Consider the following 21916-nt stretch of genomic DNA (forward strand, 5'->3'; position numbering starts at 1 on the left):
TGACTTATTGGCGTACTGGCGGATATTTCCCGCAGCCAGCCAGCACTGACCATATGCGCGAGGATCATTTCGCGCGATGGTGGAAGCTGACGGGCTTCGCCCAGGTAGTGCCATTGCATCGTCTCGTGCGACAGGCTGGTCATCGTCGCGGGTTCGAACCGCTCGCCGGCCTGGTAGTGTTCCGGCCGTCCGCTACGGGCAGGTGTGAGCTGCGCCCTGGGCGTTCTCGGGGTACCGAACAGCGCCAGCCAGTAGCCGGTTTCGGGTACCCGCTGGTCGCCGTGAACCATGTAGGGGCTTTCGGCAAGCGGCATTACGCTATGACCGTCCGGCATCTGCTCGCGGCCCTGCAGCGCTGTATGTGATGCGGATGTGGGCTTTGCAGGCGGTGCGACGGCCTTGGCGGCATCAATCAGCGTCTGCTTGTTGCCGTCCCACTTCGGCAGCGGTGCGGGCGGCAGTGGCAATACCTTGTCCAAATTGGGCAGCTTGAGGCGGCCGTCATAGTGTTCAAGCGCATTCCCAAAAACTGCATAACGCTCCGCGCGCTGTATATCCACCTTTCCGGAGAGATTTCGCCCTGTCGATAGATTGAATCCTCGGAACTCTGAATCAAGCGCCTTTGCGCAGTTCGCACTACCTAGCTTGACTCCTTCGTGGAGAACTTTGAGTGCACGAAGCTTCGCTTCGTAGGTTTCCGGCCGCGAATAGATAAAGCCAAGCTTTTCGGCTGCATTCCCGTATCCTTGTGTCAAGGCGCACTCAAGCATGCGTGTTCCGACGTCCGAATTACCCCAGAATTCGCCATCTGGATCATCATATGTACCCGCCATTTTGTATCCGAGATAAGTCAGCGCCGACGGATTGCCCATGTCCGCGGCGCGCTGGAAGAAAGCGTAAGCAGTGGTGGCATCTCCACCCCGAATCAGCCCATTCTGATGATAGGTTCCCATGCGGTCCCATGCATCCGGCACGCCGAGTTGCATCGCTTTCTCCACCCAGCGTATGGCTAGTTCCGGATCGTGAACCGGCACCGCGTAGTCACTCAGAATCAACGAGGCGAGATTAAGCATGGCCTTCCAGTTGTTTCGCTCTGCAGCATTTGTGTAAAGCTGATAGACCCTCGTCCAGTCGATATCCTCGAACCAGATGTCCGGGTTATCGAGCGCCAGTGCCTGCTGGAACCACAATTCGGCCTGGGGGTCGACGGAAGGCAGGTGCTGGTCCTGATAGACGCATGCGAAGGTCTTTCTGTGCGGGTTAAACAGCGGCAGTTTGGTGTAGCGCGGCAGATCGGACATATTCGCAACGAATCGGTTGGTTACTGGCGTCATAAGGCCGCCCCATACGGAAGCGGCAAACAGACAAGGGGCGACGAGAGCAATCAGGAATAGCTTCAGGCGTCTGGCAATACGCTTCATATGCGCGCCGCTCAGACCGTGACGTCGGCAGGAACAGTAGTGGAGGCAACCATGGTGGCGGTTGAGCGGTGGTCTTCGAATTTCAGCAGAAAGCCCTGCATGGCTTGATGCCTCATTCTCAGCTCGCCGTTATCCTGCATTCGTCTATTCCAGTCCTGGAACACAGCGGGAACCCTTTCCGGATCACCTGTGCCGTGAATACTCTTGTCGGAGTGCAGTTCAAAAATCTTCTGCCGCAGTTTGCCTACCATCTCCTGGCCAGACGCGGCAATGTTGATCTCGCTGTCTACGGCCATACTGCGCTGGTTGATGTTTGCACTACCGACAGTCACAAACACGTCGTCAATCAGCATCAGCTTCGAGTGGATGTAAATTTCGCGGTATGCCATCCTGCGCGCGGCGTCGAGACCGCTTGTGCGTAACCGCGCAATGCTCACCTCCAGTCCGTATGTACGTTCCAGTTGCTGAACACTGATCCGGTCCAGAACCTTATGCTGCTGGGGCACCGTCACGGCTCCACCCATTCCGTCGTCTAACGTGACATCGTAGGACGCAGTCTTCGCGTCTGGATAGTTCTGGCTGAGCGAGCCATTCTTGACAAGACCGCCCTGCGCCTCCATCGCGTCGCTGTGTCCGAGTTCGCTCAACATGTCGTGAGTACGTGGCACCATGCCGTCCTGCTCCGGGTGCGGGATGACGATGAACAGATGCAGCTTTGGGATGTCCGCGGGAGGCTTGCCGTACTTGCTGCACCACCATCGACAGTATTGGAGGCGTGCGTCCTTCAGGTTGCGTGCCAATTCTGGATAGAAGAAGTATTGGTTCTCGATATAGATATAGTTACGCGCCCAGGTCGTTGCCTGCATATAGAGCGCCTTGATTGTCTTTTCTCTTTCATGCGCCTGTGTGCGTACTATCTGGACGATCTGGTTGGGGTCCGTTGGGAGAGTGAAGATTTTCGGCGGCAACGGCTGCTCTACGATTTTCCATGCGGATGGCGCGTCCTCGTTCCACGCCGCCACAAAATTCTGGTGCAGCCGCTCCAGCGCGGGACCAACCACACGACAGGCATAATCCTGGTACGGTTTGGCGTGTTTGTACCACGCGGCGCTGACCTTGTTCTCGGTCGCTGTTTCGTGCCCAATCTCCTTCTGGACACTGCCGCTTGACCAGGATTCTCGGAACGGATCGTCGATTTCGTGAGCAGTGCGGTCCCAGAAATCGGTCACGGAATTCAGTCCCATGACGTAGCCGACTGCCTTACTCCCACCGTCGTAAGCGTAGTCAATCAGGATGGGCTTTTGATGGTGCGTGCCGAATCCATCCAGCAGTGCCAGCTCGCTCGCCGACGGCTGATCCTTTTCGTCCTGCAACCCGTGATTGGCATCGAGGAGACTGACATCACGCAAGACGATCTGCAGGTTCGTCGTTTTGCTGGGGTGTCCGTTGGTCATATAGCCGAGATTTCGGAACCACCATCCTCGACAGTAGTCTTGACGCGACTGTTCCGGATAGGGCGAAGTGAACGGGCCTATCTGAGCGGTGTCGGTGTAGCCAGGCATGTTGTTCTGCACCGCCGATGCGACTGAATTGAACCAGATCAACAGCCGCACCTTGACGCCCTGGTCTGCAAGCTGTTCGAGCAAAGAGCCATATGTATGGCCGCGTGGCCACTTGTCGTTTCTCGTGCGGTCCAGTTCCATGCCAGGATCGAAACCCCAGCAGATGATGTCCGCCGATTCTTTCGCGTCGTTAAGATCTTTCGCGATAGACCTGAAGCCTTCCTCGCCACAAATCTTGAAGTCCAACTGGTTGCCGTAGTACTTCTTTACCCTTGGGTCCGTCTCCAGGAAGAACTGTGCCGAACTCTGGGCCTTTCGTCCCTGCTCATCGATGGCCACCGTTGCCGCATTCTGCGTATCGAGGTGATCTGCCATGTCGTTATTCCTTGTTCAGATAGTCAGATTGGCTGGACTGGGACGGACCTACGCCAGACGCTCGCCGCGGTTCGATCGCTGATCGGCATGCGCGGGATCGGCATGGAGCGCATCCTTGACCTTCAGCTCGAACTGCCCACCGTTGCTCAGCTTCACGCAATAAGCCGATGTGCCGGGCTGGTGATTCTTCACGACCACCCGGCCGAACTCGTCGGTCGCACCTTCCGCAATCTTTGCGTCGCCCTTGTACAGCTCGTATGGCTCGTATGCGTAGTGGTGCGCTTCGTCCGGCAATGCGCGCAGCGCAAAGTGCAGGTCCTGCTGCATATCCTGCGATTCAGGCAGCTTCGGTTTGCCGACGTTGTCCGGTCCGGTAAAGACCCGGCCCGCCGAATGCACTTCAAACTGACCGGATGTACCGCTGCGGATCTGGCCCGCTGTCCAGCGCGTATAGCTTCCGCCACCGCCAATTTCCACTTCCTGCTCGGCGTTGATGCGAATCGTGGTAGCCGACACTGTCACGTTGAGTTTCGCGAGCAGGTTGATACTGTCCTTCAGCGCCTTGAGATCGATGTCGCCCGACATCGCCACCAGCCGCCAGCCGCATGCCTGCACCACGGTGCGGATGCCGTTCGCCACGCTGACCAGCAGTCTCCGGCCCACGGACAGTGCCGTATGGCCGCCCGAAGTCATCGCCACATGTTCGCCGGCGGCCAGATGCATCGAGCACGGCGTATTGCCGGCCAGCCCGGCTTCGCCGTTGAGCACGAGGTGCGCCTTGGACAGTTCGGGGAAATGACTCTTCTGCTGATTGGCCTTGCCGCTGCCGCGAATGTCGTCGTGCTGTGTCCGCAGGGCGCTGGCCACAGCGTCCTGATCACCGCGCTCCTGCGCCTGCTGCGCGCGCGCGAGCGTGGCGAAGGCATCATGCTGGTCACGCGCGGTTGCCAGTTGACCAGCCGTCTCGGTCATATCCTTCATGGGCGCAGACGCACCACTGCGAGGCGCCGTCGTGATCAGCATGCCCTGATTGGCGCGCAGCACGCCATGTGCGTCAGTGCCCAACTCGAACCCTTCACCGCGTTCCCTGTCCCGTCCCGCGTGTCCGTCGATGCGCGTGTTGTACCCCAGCACCAGCCGCGACTGCGCGTGGTCGCTCGCCACCTGAACCTGAAGTTTCCCGGGTGTATCGTCGGTGACCACGCTGTTGGCCGACTGGCCCTTGAGATCCTGGCTCCGCCAGCCCGACAGCGCATCGTTCTTCGGCAGTTGCCACGGCGCCTGGTGGAACTCCGTCGTATGTCCGGAGATGATGTATGGCCGGTCAGGATCACTGTCGTAATAGCCCACCAGCACATGATGGCCGACGCGCGGCAGCCACATCGCGCCGTGCTCGACTCCGTGCCACGGCGATGCCACGCGCAGCCAGCAGCTCGCGTTTTCATCTTTCTCGCCGATACGGTCCCAGATGAAGTGCGCCTTCACGCGTCCGTATTCGTCGCAATAGACGGGCTCATCACCGTATCCGGTGATGAGCGCCGTTTCCGCATAGGCACGCGGCCTCTTCGCCCTCTGCGGCGTGCGATAAAACGTGTTGGCGGGCACTGCGGAAAACTTGGTCGTGCAACTGTATTGCAGCTCGATCCCGCCGCTCTGCGTAACCGTGTCATTGTTGACGAGATCGATATCAGTGGATACGACGAGGTATTCGCCATCGCCCGGTTTAAGCGGATAGCCTTCGAGCGTGAACGTATGCCCCGTCATCAGCCCACGCAGATTGCCTTTGCCGTTCGCTCGCAGGCTCTTGGCGCGATGCGCTTCGACCTTCACGCGCGCCAGATGCTCGCCTTCGAACTGCGGGTCGCCGCGCAGCCCGGCCGTGCCCATCGGCCCTTCGAACGGCTGCGAATAGTCACCCCACGCGTACTCCTCGGCGTTGTCGAAGGCGCGTTTGCTGTAGTCCTCCTGGCTGACGGCCAGATTGCCCAGCGACTGCGTATAGTCGTAGTCGGTCAGCGCAACCTTGCCCGTCGTGATCTGCCGTGCGACGTGGAATTCGTGAACATGTTCTTCATCGATGCGCTGCCCGTTGCGGTCCACATAGCGCAGCGTCTGATACGCCGGGCCATGCTTTTTGTACGCACCGGGCGAGTCGCACAGCACGAGCGTGCTGCCGGTGAAGAAGAATGTGATACCCCATTCTTGCCACAGACGATTCAGAAATGCGAAGTCGGACTCCCACCACTGCCGCTGGTACTCGCGCTTGGGATAGGGACGGCGCTGCATGCCCGGACCGGCCAGCCGCAGTTCGTACGGAAATGGATAGCGCTGCAGGGTGTCTTCCGTGATCTGAATGACGGAGCGCTCCTGCCAGAGCCTGCTGTCGCGGTTCAATGTGGCGAGCCAGAGCCAGGGACGAATCCTGAGGCGGTAATGCGCGCGCCGGTCATCTGCGCCAATGCACTTTGCCGCCACGATCAGCCCCGTGAGCTTGCGGATATCCGCGCCGATATTGGCCGTCCCCGTCGCACCTGTCGCTCCCGCCATCCAGGTGCCGTTTCCTTCAATGGCAATATGAACCGTCACTTCCTTGCCGATCAGTGCATCGACATCGACCAGCGCTTGCGCCTCGCTGGCCGTCAGCGTTGCGTCGTCGACCGTACTGAGTTCGACCTCATAGTCATACAGGTGTCCGAGTTTTTCTTTGCCGCGCAGGCGCGAAACGGCAAACAGCGGTTCGCCGCTCCATTGCGGCAACGCCTTGCCGGTAATCTCCAGCGTGCGCGGCTGTTTGAGCCACGAGTTGATCCATGACATTCGCCTGCTCTCCCTGACTCCGTTGAATACCCGACCCGGTTCAGGCCGTGCCGCGCGTACCCATGCGCGGTGGCCAGTGTGCGATCGGTCCGCGCTGCGTGGAGCGCAGCACGGTCGTTGTAAACGAGTGCGTCGATACGTGCCGCGCGACGTAACGCTCAAGCACAAGGCCCAGCGTGTAGGGACTCACGCCGCCGAATCCGCTTTCGTCAAAGGTGAATTCGCACTCGATGCCGCGTCCGAACCCAATCGGGCTGTTACCGGGCAACCTTCTGTTGACGGGCGTAGCCTGCGCACGCACGAGGCTCTCGATCTGCCGCCCCAGCATCGCCGCATCCGGCATCACGAACAGACGCAGACGACGACGCACACCTTCGCCCGGATGGGCTTCGTCGTAGTTGTCGTCAAACATCCGGTAGTCGAGCTTCAACTGGGCCATCAGCTGCCAGGCCCGATCGCCGAAAGCCAGTGGCGGCTGCGGCGTGGTGGGCGCACGCACCAGGCCGATGCGATCAGCCGGAATCGACCTGTCCAGGAACAGGTCATTGCTGCCGTCGCACGTCAGAACGCAGGGCAGATCGCGGTTGGTCAGCCACGCCTGCAACGACAGATAGCGGATGCCTTCCGTATTCGGTTGCTCGTCGTGGTCGACCAGCGAAATGAATGTGCGTGTCTCGGTAAAGGAGCGGCGTGTACCGTAGTGACGCTCGTCTATCTCAGTCCGGTTCAGTTCGTGGCGGATCGTGAAGTAACGCGAATTGCGACCAGCGTACCGGTCTACTGGCATATGCAGCGGATCGAAACGGAATGTCTCCGATTCTTCGGAGACCTGTCCCCATGCCGTCTCTATCGAGTGCACATCGTAGTCATGCGGTGCGGACGGCACGGGCACGAGCCCATGCGATTGCGCCGCGGGAGCCAGGTCGAGCCGTCCGGTCCGTCGGGGAAACAGGTTGATGACAGGGGTGCAGAACAGCGCGAAATGCGCGGCGTCGACGGCTTCCGCTAGCTTGTCCACGGGCCGCTCCAGCAGGATCACGATCTCAGCCTCGCTACCGTCGATGCTGGCGAGCCCCTTGCTGAGGCCGGTCAGTGTGAAGAACCAGAAGCGCGCCGGACAGGCGAAATACTCCTGCAGCAGGTTGTGACCGTGAAACTTGTCAGGCACAGCGGGCAGCAGGCTCTGTTGTGGTTCGAGCGCGTCATGGACGATTGCCTTGCGCGTGACGGCATGCAGCGAGCCTGTTGCGAACTGACCCGGAACGCCGGTGACGCTCGCCACGACGGCGGCGTGAACCAGTTCGAACAGATGCGAGGCGTTCGCTTCGTCGCCACAGAGATACACGGGCAACCGGTCCAGCCCGTCGAGACTCGCGATGGGCGCGCCGTTCGTGGTACGCAGCCGCAGGCGCAAAGCGCCTTGCACGGTTCGACCGGCTGGAACAAAACGGTCCAGTGCGGGGATGTCGGGTGGAATGCCGGTCAAGCGCGCCTGCACGATTTCCAGCGGGTATAGCGCGACATCCTGGCTGCTGCGGAACTCACAGGCTGTGCGCTCGCCATCGGGAACGCGCGAGGTGAAGATCGTGCCGCGCGGCACGACTGTTCCGTTTGCAGCGTGCTTGCCTCGCGCGCGCGGGAAGAGGCGGGCGACGGCCATCGAGGGCGTCGGACAGGTGTAGTTCGCGTAGACGGTTTGCAGCAGCGGCAGGATGAACCCGGGAAAGGCATCGTCCAGACGCATCTGCATATGCGCGGTGACGAAGGCCGAGGACTGAAGCAGGCGTTCGACGTAGGGGTCGCCGATTTCGCCTGCGTGCAGGTTCATGCGCCGTGCAATCTTTGGATGCTGTTCAGCAAACTCCAGCGCGAGTTCGTGCATGTAGAGCAACTCATGGCTGTAATAGTCCAGCAGGCGTGGGTCCATCCGGTCAGCTTTCGAAAGGTCGATCGAACATGATATTTAGCGGACGATTTGCCCGATTCATGAGAAAAACATGACAGCTTTCATCTCTTCGATTCATATGGAATCCTGAAAAAACATCATGAAAGTGTTGCCGCAGAAGAATGAGTAAACCGTATTTCGTTGTGACGCGCTATCAGATGCCGCGGAAAGCTCTGTGAGATTTTTCTGGTAACGTTAAATTTCGACTTCAAATAAAAAAGCCCGCTCGCGGCGGGCTGAAAGCGGTCTTATCCCAGAGGATGACTCTAGGCAGGGCGGAAAATGTTGGGGCGCTCTATCATCAGCGTTGGCGAGTCGGCGTGTCCAGATAAGGACACGCGACCGGGACGGCGAAAGTCCGATCGAGGCAAAAGATTCAAGCTTGGTCGCTTGGGGGACCGCACGTCGGCGAGCAGGCCAGCCGTCCTGACCGGGTGTACGCGATGGGCGCACTCAAGCCCGTCCTCGGTGGGTGCCTTCCGCGTGTCCGGCGCTGCATGGACAATCTCACCACGGTTCTTGCGGTGATCGCCAGACTCGCTGCCGCACACAGCGGTCACGCTTCTTTCCTCGACCACCCAGAAAAAGCCAAGCCCCATGTCCATCTCGCGTACAGGTTCGCTTGATGGAATGGGGCTTAAGTTGAGAGCGTTGCCCCGCACAGGGACAACGCTAATAGACCACTAACAAAGCAAGGAAAGGCCAAAAGGCCCACGCGCTAAGCCAAAACCGCAATCAAACTTGCCGCAGACAATATTCCGCGACGGCATCGAGAACCGCTTCATCCTCGCCCACAGCAACAGCGCATTTAATGAGAACAGAAGGATGCAACGCCTGGCACTGTTCGATCACCAGAGGCAGATCTTTCCTGACATGCCCCCCTTGCCCAAAAAACACCGGCACGACGGTGACCACTTCACAGCCTTGAGCAACAAGCTCCCCCACGGCTGTAGGCAAATCCGGCTCCATCAACTCAAGAAACGCCAGCGCCACAGGTCCGGAGTCCGGAGAAGCGTCCCGCAACTTAACAGCCAAGCGCTCAAAAGGCTGGCGCCACCGCACATCCCTGGCGCCATGGCCAAACAGAACGAAACCGTGCATCGCCATGAAAACCGCTCCTAATGCCGATCAACCCACTTCAACCCAACCAACCCAAGCACCAGATAAACCAATCCAGGCGTAGCCGCAGTCAAAGGAGCAGGCCAGGTATTCAACGTGCCGATATGGGAGAACAAAGTATTGAACAACTGAAAACTCATCCCCAGCATGATCCCGCCGAAAACCTTCATCCCAACAACCCCAGCCCGCGTATGCAAATACGCAAACGGCAACGACAACACCAGCATCACGAACACAGCAAACGGATACAGCAACTTGCGCCACAACGCAATTTCATACCGCTGCGTATCCTGATGATTCTCAGTCAAATGCTGGATATACCGGAACAGATTGAAAATCGACATCCGATCCGGCGACACCAGCAGCACCGACAGAATCTGCGGCGTCAATTCCGAGCGCAGCGAATACTCCGGCATCGCGACTTCCTTCGCCCGATACACCGGATTCAGCGCATCGGCGGGCGTACCCGGAGGAGGGGGCACGTCAATCAATTGCGTATCGGTCACGCCTGTCAACTGCCAATGACCCGGCGGCTGATACTTGCCACTCTTCGCGGTCCGCACATTGGAGAGCCGGAACTTCGAATCGAATTCATAAATGCGCACGTTGCTGATCGTCGCATCCGGCTTCAATTCGCCGACGTTCACGAAGCGCGTCACCTGCTCGCCGTCCGCGCGCGCCGTGAGCGTATCTTTCACCCACACGCCCGACTCAAAATTGCTCGACACCGAGGACCCGAGCGCTTCGAGCCGCACACGCTCCGACAACTGATCCGTATAAGGCCCTACCACCTCGCCAATCAGATAAGTCAGCAAAACCAGCGGAATGCCGATCTTCAACAGCGAACGCAAAGCCTGATTCGTAGCGAGCCCGGACACGCGGAAAATCGTGTACTCGGAGTTTGCCGCCATCTGCGCGAACACATAAATCGCGCTGATCAACGCCGCGACCGGAATAATTTCGTAGAAGCGCGACGGTGTTTGCAACGCAACCCGCAACACCGCGTACTGGAATTTGTAGTTGCCGTGCCCGACCGAATTCAATTCGTTGATCAGGTCAAAGAAGAAAAACAGACCTGAAAAAGCAAACAGAATGAAGATGAACGTGAGATAGATCTGACGCGCGAAGTACCTTTCATAGATGCGCATCGGTCAGGCTCCCTGCGAACGGCTGAACATCGCTCGCGTGAAGAGCGGCCGGTTGCGCACGCGCAGCCAGAAAATAAACGTGACGATCGCCGCGACGATCACGTGCAGACCCACCAGTCCGACCGGGAACGACATCTTGCCCTGCTCGATCCACGACTGCACCACGTTCAACAGATTCGAATACGTCAGATAGATCAGCACGGCCATCACGAGATTGATGGTGCGGCTGCGCCGCGGATTCTGGTGCGCGAGCGGAATGGCCAGCAGCATCAGATTGATCGCGATGAGCGGTAGCCCCGCACGCCACGCGAATTCGGCGAGATTGTCGTTGGTCGGGTTGCGCAGCAGCGTGAGCGTGGGCGTGCCGGTCGTGCTGGGCGTATTGACGACCGGCTGGCTCTGGATCTTCACGCCATAGCGTTCGAACTCCATGATGCGGAAATCGGGCTGCCCCGGCTGGCCGTCGTAACGTCGGCCGTTTTCCAGCACCACGAAGCGATCGCCGTTCTTACGCGTTTCCGTATGGCCGGTCTTCGACACGACCACGTTGACCTTGCCGTTCTCCGTGCTGGTCACGAACACGTTTTCCACGCGCGCCTGGTCGGGCGACATCTTCTCGATGAAGAACACGCGGTGGCTGGTGGCCGATTCGCGGAACTGCCCAGGCGCGAGCAGCGAGACCTCGTCGCGCTGCTGGAAGCGCGCGCGGATCAGCTTGCTCTGCTGATTCGACCATGGCCAGCCGACGAACACGAAGAACATGATGAGGATGATGATCGGCGTGGCAAAAATGCCGATCGGCTTGATGAAGCGCGTCAGACTGACACCCGAAGAGAGCCACACGACCATCTCGGAGTCTTTGTACCAACGGGTCAGGACGAACAGGATCGACACGAACAGGGTCGCGACGAGCATGATCGCCAGGTAGCCGATCACGGTCAGGCCGATCAGGACCAGCACGTCGCGCGGGTCGATCTCGCCCGAGGCTGCGAAGCCGACGATGCGGATCATCATCGTCGTCAGCACGAGCGTGAGGAGAACCATGAACACGGCACCAGCCGTATACGCGAGTTCGCGCTGGAGGGAGCGTTCGAAGATCATTATTGATGATGAGAGGGGGCGCTCTCAGTGGCGCACGGGTTGCTTCCCGTCACACCTCCGGTGCAGCCGCCGCAGGAAAAATAGCGGATAATTGCGGCTTTCATCCTAAGCCCAGATTTTATCCGAGGACAAGCGCGATGGACTTTAGCATAAAAGCCTGTGATTGGACCAAAGGCTCGTCAAACGGTTTCCTGACTGGGAAATCCGATTGCATCGTAATCGGCGTGTTCGAGTCGCAAACCCTGTCGGGCGCGGCTCTCGAGATCGACGAGGCCACCCGCGGCCTGCTGACCCGCATCATCAAGGCCGGCGACATGGACGGCAAGGCCGGCACCACGCTGTTCCTGCATGAAGTGTCGGGCATCGGCGCGTCCCGCGTGCTGCTGGTCGGCCTCGGCAAGCAGGACGCTTTCAACCAGAAAGCCTACGGCGACGCCGTGCGGGCCGCCTGGCGCGCGCTGCTCGGCACCAAGATCGTCCAGGTCACCTTCACGCTGGCGCAACTGCCGATCCTCGAACGCACGGCCGATTGGGGCGTGCGCGCCGCGATCCTCGCGCTGCGCGAACTGACCTACAAGTTCACGCAGATGAAGAGCAAGCCGGATAATTCGGTGCGCGCCTTGAAGCGCATCGTCTTCAGCGTCAATACCGGCGACGAGAAGTCCGCCAAGCTGGCCGCCAAGCAGGGCGCCGCGCTCGCCAACGGCATGGACCTGACGCGCGACCTCGGCAATCTGCCGAGCAATGTCTGCACGCCGACCTACCTCGCCAACACCGCCAAGAAGCTCGCCAAAGACTGGAAGCTGAAGGTCGAAGTGCTGGGCGAAAAGCAGTGCGAAGCGCTCAAGATGGGCTCGTTCCTGTCGGTCACGGCCGGCTCGGTCGAACCGGCGCAGTTCATCGTGCTGCAGTACCAGGGCGGCGCCGCGAAAGCCGCGCCGGTGGTGCTGGTCGGCAAGGGCGTGACGTTCGACACGGGCGGCATTTCGCTGAAACCCGGCGAAGGCATGGACGAGATGAAGTACGACATGTGCGGCGCCGGTTCGGTGCTGGGCACATTGCGCGCCGTCGCCGAAATGGGCTTGAAAATCAATGTGGTCGGCATCATTCCGGCGGTCGAGAACATGCCTTCGGCCACGGCCACCAAGCCGGGCGACATCGTCACCAGCATGAAGGGCTTGACGATCGAAGTGCTCAATACGGATGCTGAAGGCCGCCTGATCCTGTGCGACGCGCTCACCTACGCCGAGCGCTTCAAGCCGGCGGCGGTGATCGATATCGCCACGCTCACGGGCGCCTGCATCATCGCGCTGGGCCACCACAACAGCGGCCTGTTCTCGAAAGACGACGCGCTGGCGGGCGAGCTGCTCGACGCATCGCGTGAAGCGTCCGACCCGGCCTGGCGCCTGCCGCTCGACGACGAGTATCAGGACCAGCTCAAGTCGAACTTCGCGGATCTGGCCAACATCGGCGGCCGTCCGGCGGGCAGCGTGACGGCGGCGTGCTTCCTGTCGCGCTTCACCGAAGCCTATCCGTGGGCGCATCTGGATATCGCGGGCACGGCGTGGAAGAGCGGCGCGGCGAAGGGCGCCACCGGCCGTCCGGTGCCATTGCTCGCGCAGTTCCTGATCGATAGGGCCGCTGACGGTCGCGCCGCACAATGACGCATTGCAGTAAAGGTGCGGGCGCGGCTGCGGATGCAGCCGCCAGGCGGAGCCGCCGATGACGAGAATCGACTTTCACTCGAACGTCGGCGATTCGCTGCTGTATGCGTGCCGCCTGATCCGCAAGGCGTATCAGGCGGGCCAGCCGACCATCGTGCTGGCCGAGCCCGCGCGCCTGAAGGCCTTCGACGAACAGTTGTGGACCTTCGCGCCGCTCGAGTTCGTGCCGCACTGCATGGCGGGCACGCCGCTCGCCGCGCAAACGCCGATCGTGCTCACTTCCAGCCTCGACGATGTGCCGCATCATCAGGTGCTGCTCAATCTGGGCGCCACGGTGCCGGCGCAATTCGCGCGCTTCGAAAGATTGCTGGAAGTGGTCGGTAACGCACACGAGGAACTCGCGGCGGGCCGCGAACGCTACCGCTTCTATCGCGATCGCGGCTATGCTCTGAACAACTACAAGCAAGGCAGCTAGGTCCCATTCGGTCCGCGTCGCGTGTGTCGGGTTCAGTCATTCGGCATGCGCGCGGGCTGCTTCAGCTTCGACTCAAACACGGAGAGTGCACGTGTCCGATCCCAACGACGATTCGATCCCGGTTCTGCACGAGGTTCTCGTGCAGGGTCATCCTGTGCAGCCGCAGCAAACGTCGAGCGATGCGGCCAAACTGGACGGCCCGCGCGAACCCAGTTTCAAGGCGGAGCCCGTGCTCGCGCCGCAGCCGGTGCTGACGCCGGAGCAGGTGAGGTCGGCGGAGCCGGTGCTCGCGGCGCAGCCGCTGCACGCACAGGAACCGACCTTCGCAGCGCAGCCGGCGGTGGCGCCGCAACCGGCCGATCCGCGGCAAGCGGCCGATCATCACCATCCAAAGAAGCGTTCGCGGGCGCACCAGGCCGCCGAACCGCGGCATGCGCATGACGACGCATTCGCGACGTCGGCGGGCGTGTTCGATCGGGCCGAGCCGATCACGCCGCTCGAGGCGGGCTCCACCGTACCGCCGGATATCGCGCACGAAGGCGCGGGCGAGCCGCCCGTGGATCTCGATCTGGATGCCGACGTCATAGCCGAACGTCTGCGCCGACGCATCGCCGGTTTCCTGGCGGGCGACGGGCGCAGCGTGATCGAGGAACGTTGCCGCGAAACCTTGCACGCGCACACGGGGTGGCTCATCGACCAGATCACGCGCGAAGTGGCGCTCACGCTGGAGAATGAGATGACGAGCTGGGTGCGGGAAGCGGTGGTGGAAGAGATCGCGCGGCGCGCCTCAGGCAGCGCGTGATCCTATGAGATGAAGCGCGGGCGCGCCAAGCGGCGCTCGCGCGCAGTGCTCCTCGCCTGAACAGGCTTATTTGAGCGTGAGCACCCAGCTTGCGAGCGTAGCTGCCTGATCGGGCGTGAGTTGCGTATTCGCGGGCATCGGCACCTCACCCCATACGCCCGTGCTGCCATCCAGAATCTTGTGCTTCAGATAAGCGGCGGCGTCTTCGCGGCCGGCATATTTCGCCGCGACATCATGCAGCGCCGGTCCCATGAAGGAACGCGTGACCGAGTGGCAACTCATGCAGTTCTGCTGCTGGGCCAGCGCGAGGCCCGCGGCCTCGGCATACGCCGCCGGACTGCCGGCACTCAACGCGGCGCCCAGCACGACGGCCGCTGCAAGCGCTGTGTGCGACTTTGATTTCATTCTGGTCTCCGTCGGTGCAAGCGCCCGACTTGTGGTGCCAGCATTATAAAAGGAAAGGGGCGCACGGTTTCCCGTGCGCCCCTTTCGCTTTCACGTAGCTTTAGGCCTTCTCACACAGGCGGGTCGCCGCGATACTGAACCACCACGCCAACCATAGCCATAGCCGTCGCTCAGCCCGTTATTGCCCCCTTGTTGGCCGGCTGTGCCAACGCGAAGTACTTCGCCATCACGCCACGCGTGTAACGCGGCTTCGGCTGCTGCCAGGCGGCGCGGCGCCGCTCCAGTTCGGCGTCGTCGATATTCAGTTGCAGCAGCAGCTTGTGCGCGTCAATCGTGATCGAGTCGCCTTCCTGCACGAACGCGATCGTGCCGCCCACGAAGGCCTCCGGCGCAACGTGCCCGACCACCATGCCCCACGTGCCGCCCGAGAAGCGGCCGTCGGTGATCAGCCCGACGCTTTCGCCGAGACCCTTGCCGATGATCGCCGAGGTCGGCGCGAGCATCTCCGGCATGCCGGGGCCGCCCTTGGGGCCGAGGTAGCGCAGCACCACGACGTCGCCGGCCACGATCTTGTCGGCCAGAATCGCTTCGAGCGCGCTTTGCTCGTCGTCGAACACGCGCGCCGGGCCGGTGATAACCGGGTTCTTCAGGCCGGTGATGTTGGCGACCGCGCCGTCGACGGCCAGATTGCCCTTCAGGATCGCGAGGTGGCCTTCCTTGTAGAGCGCCTTGTCGATCGGGAAAATCACCTGCTGATCGGCGCGCGGCTTGCCCGGCACATCCTTCAACTCTTCGGCGATGGTCCGCCCGGTGATCGTGATGCAATCGCCGTGCAGCATGCCCGCGTCGAGCAGGATCTTCATGACTTGCGGAATGCCGCCCGCCTTATGCAGGTCGGTGGCCACGAACTGGCCTGAAGGCTTCAGATTGCAGATCACCGGCACCTTCTTGCGCATGCGCTCGAAGTCGTCGATGCTCCATTCCACTTCGGCCGCGTGCGCGATCGCGAGGAAGTGCAGCACGGCGTTGGTCGAGCCGCCGGTGGCCATGATCACGGCGACGGCGTTTTCGATCGACTTCTTCGTGACGATGTCGCGCGGCTTCAGATCCTTCTTGACCGCTTCGACCAGCACGCGGGCCGATTCGGCCGCCGAGTCGACCTTTTCCTGATCCGGATTGGCCATCGTCGACGAATACAGCAGCGACATGCCCAGCGCCTCGAAAGACGAGCTCATGGTGTTGGCGGTGTACATGCCGCCGCACGAACCCGTGGACGGGCAGGCGTTCTGTTCGATCCCGTCGAAATCTTCCTGCGACATCCGGCCGGCCGTAAACTCGCCCACGGCTTCGAACGACGACACGATGGTCAGGTCGGTGCCCTTCCAGTTGCCCGGACGGATCGTGCCGCCGTACACGTAGATGCTCGGCACATTGGTGCGCAGCATGCCGATCATGCCGCCCGGCATGTTCTTGTCGCAGCCGCCGATAACGACCACGCCGTCCATCCATTGACCTTGCACGCAGGTCTCGATGCAGTCGGAGATGACTTCGCGCGACACGAGCGAGTACTTCATGCCTTCGGTGCCCATCGACATGCCGTCCGAGATGGTCGGCGTGCCGAAGATCTGCGGATTCGCGTCGGCGCCCTTGATCGCGGCGACGGCGGCATCGGCCAGACGCTGCAAGCCGGCGTTGCACGGCGTGATGGTCGAATGGCCGTTGGCGATGCCGATCATCGGCTTGTCGAAGTCGGCCTTCTCGTAGCCGAGCGCGTAGTACATGGAGCGATTCGGCGAGCGCGCCACGCCCTGCGTGATGTTCTTCGAACGACGGTTGTATGCCATGGGGAGCTCCTGTCCTTTTGTTTTGATCCGCACCGCGCTGCGGGTTTCAGTCGCGCCGGCGTGGGCTGCCGGCGGCATCCGTCCAGTGTAGACCGGCGTGCCGCGCAACGACGCAGTTTTGCGATGCGCGCGTCCAATGTATTATTCGTGGCTCATTAGGTCGTAAAATGTATCACTCATGCTGCCAGCCATTCCTGATCTGCGCCAGTTGCGCTATTTCGTGACCGTCGCCGAAGAGAAGCACTTCGGGCGCGCGGCCGTGCGCCTCTCGATGACGCAGCCGCCCTTGTCGCAAGCGATTCGCGCGCTTGAGGAGACGCTCGGCGTCGAACTGTTCGCGCGCACCAAGCGTTCCGTCGAACTGACGTCAGTGGGCGCCGATCTGCTGCCCGAGGTGCAGCGCCTGCTGGCGAGTGCCGAGGGGCTGCGGCCGCTCGCGCAGAGCCTCGCGCGCGGCGAGGCCGGCGTGTTGTCGCTGGCTTTCGTGTCCACGGCTGACTACGGGCTTCTGCCGCTGTTGCTGCGCGATTTCGGCGCGCGTCATCCGCGCGTGCGGCTGGAATTGACCGAAGCCACCAGCGACATACAGGTCGACGAACTGGTGGCCGGGCGCATCGACGCGGGTCTCGTGATCGCGCCGCTACCGTCGCGCCACGCCACCCAGCTCTCGTGGCTGCCGATCGCGCGCGAGCCGCTAGTGATCGCCATGTCGACGGAGATGGCAGCGCGCGTGGCCAGCGCCAGCGGCGACCATGCCGACCCGCGCGCCGAATGGCTGGACACGCCGATCAGCCTGCGCGATGTCGCCGACGCGCCGCTCGTGGTCTTCCCAAGACGTCTGGCGCCGGGCTTTTATGACATCATTATGGATTGCTACGGCGTGGCGGGCCTTGCGCCCCGGGTCGGCCAGGAAGCGATCCAGATGCAAACGATCGTGAGCCTCGTGTCGGCCGGCATGGGTGTCGCACTGGTGCCGCAATCGTTACGTAATCTGCGCCGCACCGGCGTGGTGTACCGGCCGCTTTCCGAGTCGGTGCCCGCGATCGAGACGGGCCTCGTCTGGCGGACCGCGGAGGTGAGCCCGGTGCTGGCGGGTTTCATCGACATCGTGCGGGCGCATGCGGCGACCGTCGAGGCGCAACAATCCGCCACGCCGCGCATATAGACGCGTCCGCACGAACGCATTGCCGGCCGGACCGTCCAATGCATGCGCCGCAAGCTGCGGGCAGCGCCGCCCGTTACTAGACATTTCGCTTCTGAACCTGAACTGCCCATAACAACACGATGCTCATTCACCCCAATTTCGACCCCATTGCCATTCATCTGGGGCCGCTCGCCGTGCGCTGGTATGGACTGATGTACCTCGTCGCGTTCATCGCGGCGATCGTGGTCGGCCGGTTGCGGCTGCGTTTGCCGTATGTCGCGGCGCAAGGCTGGACCGTCAAGGATATCGACGACATGCTGTTTTACGGCGTGTTGGGCACGATTCTCGGCGGCCGCCTCGGCTACGTGCTGTTCTATAAGGCGAGCTTTTATTTCGCGCATCCGCTAGACATCTTCAAGGTCTGGGAAGGCGGCATGTCGTTTCACGGCGGCTTTCTCGGCGTGACGCTGGCCATGGTGCTGTTCGCGTATCAGCGCAAACGCTCGTGGCTGCAGGTCACCGACTTCGTCGCGCCGATGGTGCCGACGGGCCTCGCGGCAGGGCGTCTCGGCAATTTCATCAACGGCGAGTTGTGGGGCCGCGTGACCGATCCGTCGGCGCCGTGGGCCATGTTGTTTCCGGGCGCCGCGCCCGACGACGCCGCGTGGCTCACCGCGCATCCGCAACTGGCCGCGCAATGGCATCTGAACGAAGTGTTCGCGCAATATCACATGCTGCCGCGCCATCCGTCGGAACTGTATGAAATCGCGCTGGAAGGCGTCGCGCTGTTCTTCGTGCTGTTCTTCTTCTCACGCAAGCCGAAGCCGATGGGCGCGATTTCCGCCGTGTTTCTGATCGGCTACGGCCTCGCGCGCTTCACGGTCGAATTCGCGCGCGAGCCGGACGACTTCCTCGGCCTGCTGGCCATGGGACTGTCCATGGGTCAATGGTTGTCGCTGCCGATGATCGTTGTCGGTATCGGCATGCTGGTGTGGTCTTATCGCCGCGCGCGCCACGAACCGGCACAGGCGGTCAGCGCAAACTGACCGCTACGGTTTGGTGGCGAGTGGTCAAATGAGAAAAGCCGCGCGAGCGGCTTTTCTTTTACTGCGTCGAAGCAGCGCTTCTAACACCAGGAAGCGTTATTTCATCTGCACCGAGCCCGACACGTTGACGGTTACCGTCGACGTTCCGCCTTCGATCGGCACCGGCGCCGCGGCCTTTGCGTCGGCGCCCATGGCGCGCGCACTCATCATCATCGGACGCGGCATCACGCCGTTGTGGCCGACGTTGACCTCGCGAATCGAATAACCGCTGTAGCCGAACGCCTGCGCGGACGAAGCGGCCTGCTCGCGGAACGACTTGATCGCTTCGCCGGTGAGCTTCTGCTCCGCCGCGCGCTGCGCTTCAGGCGAGAGCGAGAACTGCACATTGCCGACCTGCATGATCGATGCCATCTGACCCGCGAGCTTCGACACCGCGGCGAAGTCGTGCGATTCAAGCACGATCTCCGTGCGGCCGCGCCATGCGGAAATGCGCCCGTCACGGTCGGTGGACGGATAGATCGAGAACGAGCCCGTGCGCGCCGTCACGCCGCTCACACCCTTGGCTTTTTGCAGCGCCGAATCGGCGCGCTGGTTCAGCGTTGACGTGAGCGCCGACGGATCGCTCGCTTCCTGCTCATAGAACAGCGTGATATCGACAACGTCTTGCGGCACTTCAGCGCTGGCCTGCGCGTTCAACGACAGCACGCCGGCCGGCTGATATTGGCCGGTGCTTTGCGCGCGTGCCATGGCCGGCGTCAGTGCGAGCGCGGCGGGCGCGGCGCAGACGAGAGCGAAAGCGAGTGCACGTGCGGTGTTTTTCGTCATTGTTGGACTCCTTGCTTGAACAGGTTGTGCACGATTGGTGCAAACGCCGCGCCGTGGCATGGCGTTTGCGAGATCGTTAGGCGCTTGTAACCTGAGCTTGGTTCCCGGGTTTGACGTTGCTTTAACGTTTGCGTGCGCACAAATACGCGCCACGCATTCATCAGGCATGCACGATCAGGCGAGCCGCTTGGTGATGAATCGCCATTCGGCCTCGGTCACCGGTGTAATCGACAGGCGGTTGCCTTTGGCGAGCACGCGCATGTCCGCGAGTTCGTCGTGCTCGCGTAACGCGGCGAGCGGAATAAGCGGGATCTTCTTCTTGAACACCACATCGACGAGCACCCAGCGGGGCGTTTCCTGCGACGACTTCGCGTCGTAGTAGGGGCTCTTCTTGTCGAACTGCGTCGGGTCGGGATACGCAGTGGACGATACCTCCGCAATGCCCGCGATGCCGGGCTCCGGACAGCTCGAGTGATAGAACAGCACACCGTCGCCGACCTGCATCATGTCGCGCATGAAATTACGCGCCTGATAGTTGCGCACGCCGGTCCACGGCAACGTGCGATACGGTGCGTTGGCGAGATGGTCGATGCTTGCTTCGTCCGGTTCGGACTTCATTAGCCAGTAGCGCATGAATCGAATTGAACGTTAAGGGGTTGAAGATGCGGAAGAAATCGGCCAACAAAAAACAGCGCCCAAAGAAAAACGGCACCGAACCGAAGTCCGATGCCGTTCTAAATAAGGTCCCCGCCTTAGCCGCTAGGCCGGCATCCTGAACCGGGGGTTCAGAATTGGTCGCAGTTAGCAACACTTCGGGTACATCAGACAGAGTGACGCGCACACCCGTGCTACAAATTTCCGCAACCGTGCACATGGCATTGGTTCAAGGAATATATGACCTTGGCGAACCAGGCAGGGAAGCTAAACCGATGAAGCTGAAAAACGAACTACCGATTGAACTCAAACGTTTGCTGAATCTTGCACACCTTGTGCTCACACATTCCGTTTGAATCCGCCGCCGATCTCAGGACCGGCAGCACGATAACACATGTACCTTATTGCACGCTGTACTGCTCAATCACAGTACCTAGTTGTTCGTTCATTTGATGCATTGTACGCCGGATTTCTTCAGCGGGAAATGCTTCTCCGTGTCTCACGCTCGATTGCAGTCTAAGCAGTTCCGATGCCAGCGACAGCGCAGCCATGACGGCAATGCGATCCGTGCCGCGCACGTTGCTGTTATTGCGGATCTTCGACATTTCGGCGTCGACGCGTGCAACTGCTTCGAGCAGCGCCGCTTCCGTTTCCGGCGAGCAGGCGAGGCGATAGGGCACGCCGAGAATCGATACTTCGATCTGCTTGGTGGTCATGCATTTTCTCCGTGGCGGGTCACGTCGCTCCCGGCTTCGGCTACTTGCTGAGCCGGCTCGAGCAGATCGAGCTGGTTGTCCGGCTCACTGTGCGCGCGCGCACGCGGCAGCTTCTCGAGGATCGCGTTCAGGCGCACTTGTGCGTCGTCGATCTTCGCCGAAAGCGCGTCGCGCTCCGCCTGCAGCGCGTTACGTTCCTCGCGCAGCATTGCAAGTTCCGTGCGCGTGGCTTCGGCGTCGGCGCGCGATTGCGCGAGTTGCTCTTCGAGCGCGAGTCGCGCCTCATTGTGGCGCTGGCTGATCGCGATCAGCTTGCTGATATTTTGTGAAAGTGTTTCGAGTTCGGTGAGCATCTGCTGCGTCCTCTAAAGACATCGCATTTTAGCGCGGAATGTCGCAGGTTCCGACAATTGTCTCGTTTCGAGACGTAACAACATCGCTTTGTGCAGGCTTTTTATCGACCATATGATGAAAAAGTACTCACGCGTCGGACAAGAGCCTGCACTTAACAGAACACATGGCCTGCGATCTCACCATTCTTGACGGACTCCGAGGCCGCTCCTAAACTGCCCGCACTCTGGTGCCCGCGTGCGGCATTTTTTCAACGGCCCACGCAGTTAAACGGGAAGCAGGGCGCGCGGTTCATCTGGATTCATCTAAACGCGCCAACCTGCGCTGCCCCCGCAACGGTAAGCGACCGCATTCGTCATGCAAGTCGATCCCGCTCGCGAGCTGGAAGTTCAACTCGCGAGTGTGCCACTGCGCGTCTCGCGTGGGAAGGCGGGATCGATGCGTCGCCAGCCCGGATACCGGCCAGAGGGAGAGGCACGTCCCGCGCGAAAATGTTAAATAC

18 protein-coding genes, 1 other RNA gene, 1 pseudogene and 1 riboswitch are annotated in these 21916 nt (G+C 61.2%); of the genes and pseudogenes, 6 read left to right on the forward strand and 14 right to left on the reverse strand.

Annotated features, from left to right (window positions below; genetic code table 11):
• Positions 1-362 precede the first annotated feature (362 nt).
• The 4 genes and pseudogenes from B0G80_RS48100 to tssF all read right to left on the reverse strand — a co-directional run.
• Positions 363-1421, reverse strand: a pseudogene (locus tag B0G80_RS48100) (tetratricopeptide repeat protein); the annotation flags it as partial.
• Between the two features lie 11 nt (positions 1422-1432).
• On the reverse strand, positions 1433-3358 hold the full coding sequence (locus B0G80_RS20600) for a phospholipase D-like domain-containing protein (protein WP_116119216.1): 1926 nt from the start codon (positions 3356-3358) through the stop codon (positions 1433-1435).
• Between the two features lie 48 nt (positions 3359-3406).
• Positions 3407-6175, reverse strand: a complete 2769-nt coding sequence (locus tag B0G80_RS20605) for a type VI secretion system Vgr family protein (RefSeq protein WP_116119217.1) — start codon at positions 6173-6175, stop codon at positions 3407-3409.
• Between the two features lie 40 nt (positions 6176-6215).
• Positions 6216-8102, reverse strand: a complete 1887-nt coding sequence (gene tssF / locus B0G80_RS20610; protein ID WP_116119218.1) for a type VI secretion system baseplate subunit TssF — start codon at positions 8100-8102, stop codon at positions 6216-6218.
• A 515-nt stretch (positions 8103-8617) separates the two neighbouring features.
• On the opposite strand from tssF, the gene B0G80_RS46980 reads away from it, so the two are divergent.
• The gene (locus B0G80_RS46980; RefSeq protein WP_258878933.1) at positions 8618-8746 is read left to right on the forward strand and encodes a hypothetical protein; all 129 of its coding nucleotides are present in this window, start codon (positions 8618-8620) and stop codon (positions 8744-8746) included.
• Positions 8747-8855: 109 nt separating this feature from the next.
• Here the strand turns inward: B0G80_RS46980 and B0G80_RS20615 are convergent, their stop codons facing one another.
• From B0G80_RS20615 to lptF, 3 genes are read right to left on the reverse strand one after another with little or no spacing between them, the layout of a single operon-like run.
• Positions 8856-9227 (reverse strand): sirohydrochlorin chelatase, encoded by a 372-nt coding sequence (locus B0G80_RS20615; RefSeq protein ID WP_116119219.1) that lies wholly within the window; start codon positions 9225-9227, stop codon positions 8856-8858.
• An 11-nt stretch (positions 9228-9238) separates the two neighbouring features.
• On the reverse strand, positions 9239-10387 hold the full coding sequence (gene lptG, locus B0G80_RS20620) for an LPS export ABC transporter permease LptG (RefSeq protein ID WP_116119220.1): 1149 nt from the start codon (positions 10385-10387) through the stop codon (positions 9239-9241).
• 3 nt (positions 10388-10390) lie between these two features.
• On the reverse strand, positions 10391-11488 hold the full coding sequence (gene lptF / locus B0G80_RS20625) for an LPS export ABC transporter permease LptF (protein ID WP_106279860.1): 1098 nt from the start codon (positions 11486-11488) through the stop codon (positions 10391-10393).
• A gap of 137 nt (positions 11489-11625) precedes the next feature.
• Between lptF and B0G80_RS20630 the strand changes: the two genes are divergently transcribed.
• The 3 genes from B0G80_RS20630 to B0G80_RS20640 all read left to right on the forward strand — a co-directional run bounded on the left by B0G80_RS20630 (position 11626) and on the right by B0G80_RS20640 (position 14429).
• A complete protein-coding gene (locus B0G80_RS20630) occupies positions 11626-13152 on the forward strand; it encodes a leucyl aminopeptidase (RefSeq protein ID WP_116119221.1) in 1527 nt (508 codons plus the stop codon).
• A gap of 58 nt (positions 13153-13210) precedes the next feature.
• The gene (locus tag B0G80_RS20635; protein ID WP_116119222.1) at positions 13211-13627 is read left to right on the forward strand and encodes a DNA polymerase III subunit chi; all 417 of its coding nucleotides are present in this window, start codon (positions 13211-13213) and stop codon (positions 13625-13627) included.
• 91 nt (positions 13628-13718) lie between these two features.
• On the forward strand, positions 13719-14429 hold the full coding sequence (locus B0G80_RS20640) for a DUF2486 family protein (RefSeq protein ID WP_116119223.1): 711 nt from the start codon (positions 13719-13721) through the stop codon (positions 14427-14429).
• Positions 14430-14495: 66 nt separating this feature from the next.
• Here the strand turns inward: B0G80_RS20640 and B0G80_RS20645 are convergent, their stop codons facing one another.
• Together B0G80_RS20645 and ilvD are read right to left on the reverse strand one after the other, a co-directional pair.
• On the reverse strand, positions 14496-14834 hold the full coding sequence (locus B0G80_RS20645) for a c-type cytochrome (protein WP_116119224.1): 339 nt from the start codon (positions 14832-14834) through the stop codon (positions 14496-14498).
• Between the two features lie 170 nt (positions 14835-15004).
• Positions 15005-16678, reverse strand: a complete 1674-nt coding sequence (gene ilvD, locus B0G80_RS20650) for a dihydroxy-acid dehydratase (protein WP_116119225.1) — start codon at positions 16676-16678, stop codon at positions 15005-15007.
• 178 nt (positions 16679-16856) lie between these two features.
• On the opposite strand from ilvD, the gene B0G80_RS20655 reads away from it, so the two are divergent.
• Together B0G80_RS20655 and lgt are read left to right on the forward strand one after the other, a co-directional pair.
• Complete coding sequence (locus tag B0G80_RS20655; protein ID WP_116119226.1) at positions 16857-17843, forward strand: LysR family transcriptional regulator; 987 nt, start codon at positions 16857-16859, stop codon at positions 17841-17843.
• A 119-nt stretch (positions 17844-17962) separates the two neighbouring features.
• The gene (gene lgt / locus B0G80_RS20660; protein WP_106279872.1) at positions 17963-18868 is read left to right on the forward strand and encodes a prolipoprotein diacylglyceryl transferase; all 906 of its coding nucleotides are present in this window, start codon (positions 17963-17965) and stop codon (positions 18866-18868) included.
• A gap of 96 nt (positions 18869-18964) precedes the next feature.
• Here the strand turns inward: lgt and B0G80_RS20665 are convergent, their stop codons facing one another.
• The 5 genes from B0G80_RS20665 to B0G80_RS20685 all read right to left on the reverse strand — a co-directional run bounded on the left by B0G80_RS20665 (position 18965) and on the right by B0G80_RS20685 (position 21416).
• Positions 18965-19693 carry an SIMPL domain-containing protein gene (locus B0G80_RS20665; protein ID WP_116119227.1) on the reverse strand — a complete coding sequence of 243 codons (729 nt, stop codon included), beginning with the start codon at positions 19691-19693 and terminating at the stop codon, positions 18965-18967.
• Between the two features lie 174 nt (positions 19694-19867).
• Complete coding sequence (locus B0G80_RS20670; RefSeq protein ID WP_116119228.1) at positions 19868-20326, reverse strand: EVE domain-containing protein; 459 nt, start codon at positions 20324-20326, stop codon at positions 19868-19870.
• 107 nt (positions 20327-20433) lie between these two features.
• Positions 20434-20615: non-coding RNA, 6S RNA (gene ssrS, locus B0G80_RS20675), on the reverse strand.
• A 133-nt stretch (positions 20616-20748) separates the two neighbouring features.
• Complete coding sequence (locus B0G80_RS20680) at positions 20749-21063, reverse strand: cell division protein ZapA (RefSeq protein ID WP_106279877.1); 315 nt, start codon at positions 21061-21063, stop codon at positions 20749-20751.
• Complete coding sequence (locus B0G80_RS20685; protein ID WP_116119229.1) at positions 21060-21416, reverse strand: ATPase; 357 nt, start codon at positions 21414-21416, stop codon at positions 21060-21062. The genes B0G80_RS20680 and B0G80_RS20685 overlap by 4 nt, the downstream gene beginning before the upstream one ends.
• Before the next feature lie 208 nt (positions 21417-21624).
• Positions 21625-21896, forward strand: a riboswitch (cobalamin riboswitch).
• Positions 21897-21916 lie beyond the last annotated feature (20 nt).

Source organism: Paraburkholderia sp. BL6669N2, from assembly GCF_003387275.1.
Classification (GTDB): Bacteria; Pseudomonadota; Gammaproteobacteria; order Burkholderiales; family Burkholderiaceae; genus Paraburkholderia.

What these genes read in the sequence shown, in the direction of transcription:
- B0G80_RS20600 (WP_116119216.1), bottom strand. Translation starts at nt 3,358, where the DNA reads ATGGCAGATCACCTCGATACGCAGAATGCGGCAACGGTGGCCATCGAT.
- B0G80_RS20605 (WP_116119217.1), bottom strand. Translation starts at nt 6,175, where the DNA reads ATGTCATGGATCAACTCGTGGCTCAAACAGCCGCGCACGCTGGAGATT.
- tssF (WP_116119218.1), bottom strand. Translation starts at nt 8,102, where the DNA reads ATGGACCCACGCCTGCTGGACTATTACAGCCATGAGTTGCTCTACATG.
- B0G80_RS46980 (WP_258878933.1), top strand. Translation starts at nt 8,618, where the DNA reads ATGGACAATCTCACCACGGTTCTTGCGGTGATCGCCAGACTCGCTGCC.
- B0G80_RS20615 (WP_116119219.1), bottom strand. Translation starts at nt 9,227, where the DNA reads ATGGCGATGCACGGTTTCGTTCTGTTTGGCCATGGCGCCAGGGATGTG.
- lptG (WP_116119220.1), bottom strand. Translation starts at nt 10,387, where the DNA reads ATGCGCATCTATGAAAGGTACTTCGCGCGTCAGATCTATCTCACGTTC.
- lptF (WP_106279860.1), bottom strand. Translation starts at nt 11,488, where the DNA reads ATGATCTTCGAACGCTCCCTCCAGCGCGAACTCGCGTATACGGCTGGT.
- B0G80_RS20630 (WP_116119221.1), top strand. Translation starts at nt 11,626, where the DNA reads ATGGACTTTAGCATAAAAGCCTGTGATTGGACCAAAGGCTCGTCAAAC.
- B0G80_RS20635 (WP_116119222.1), top strand. Translation starts at nt 13,211, where the DNA reads ATGACGAGAATCGACTTTCACTCGAACGTCGGCGATTCGCTGCTGTAT.
- B0G80_RS20645 (WP_116119224.1), bottom strand. Translation starts at nt 14,834, where the DNA reads ATGAAATCAAAGTCGCACACAGCGCTTGCAGCGGCCGTCGTGCTGGGC.
- ilvD (WP_116119225.1), bottom strand. Translation starts at nt 16,678, where the DNA reads ATGGCATACAACCGTCGTTCGAAGAACATCACGCAGGGCGTGGCGCGC.
- B0G80_RS20655 (WP_116119226.1), top strand. Translation starts at nt 16,857, where the DNA reads ATGCTGCCAGCCATTCCTGATCTGCGCCAGTTGCGCTATTTCGTGACC.
- lgt (WP_106279872.1), top strand. Translation starts at nt 17,963, where the DNA reads ATGCTCATTCACCCCAATTTCGACCCCATTGCCATTCATCTGGGGCCG.
- B0G80_RS20665 (WP_116119227.1), bottom strand. Translation starts at nt 19,693, where the DNA reads ATGACGAAAAACACCGCACGTGCACTCGCTTTCGCTCTCGTCTGCGCC.
- B0G80_RS20670 (WP_116119228.1), bottom strand. Translation starts at nt 20,326, where the DNA reads ATGCGCTACTGGCTAATGAAGTCCGAACCGGACGAAGCAAGCATCGAC.
- B0G80_RS20680 (WP_106279877.1), bottom strand. Translation starts at nt 21,063, where the DNA reads ATGACCACCAAGCAGATCGAAGTATCGATTCTCGGCGTGCCCTATCGC.
- B0G80_RS20685 (WP_116119229.1), bottom strand. Translation starts at nt 21,416, where the DNA reads ATGCTCACCGAACTCGAAACACTTTCACAAAATATCAGCAAGCTGATC.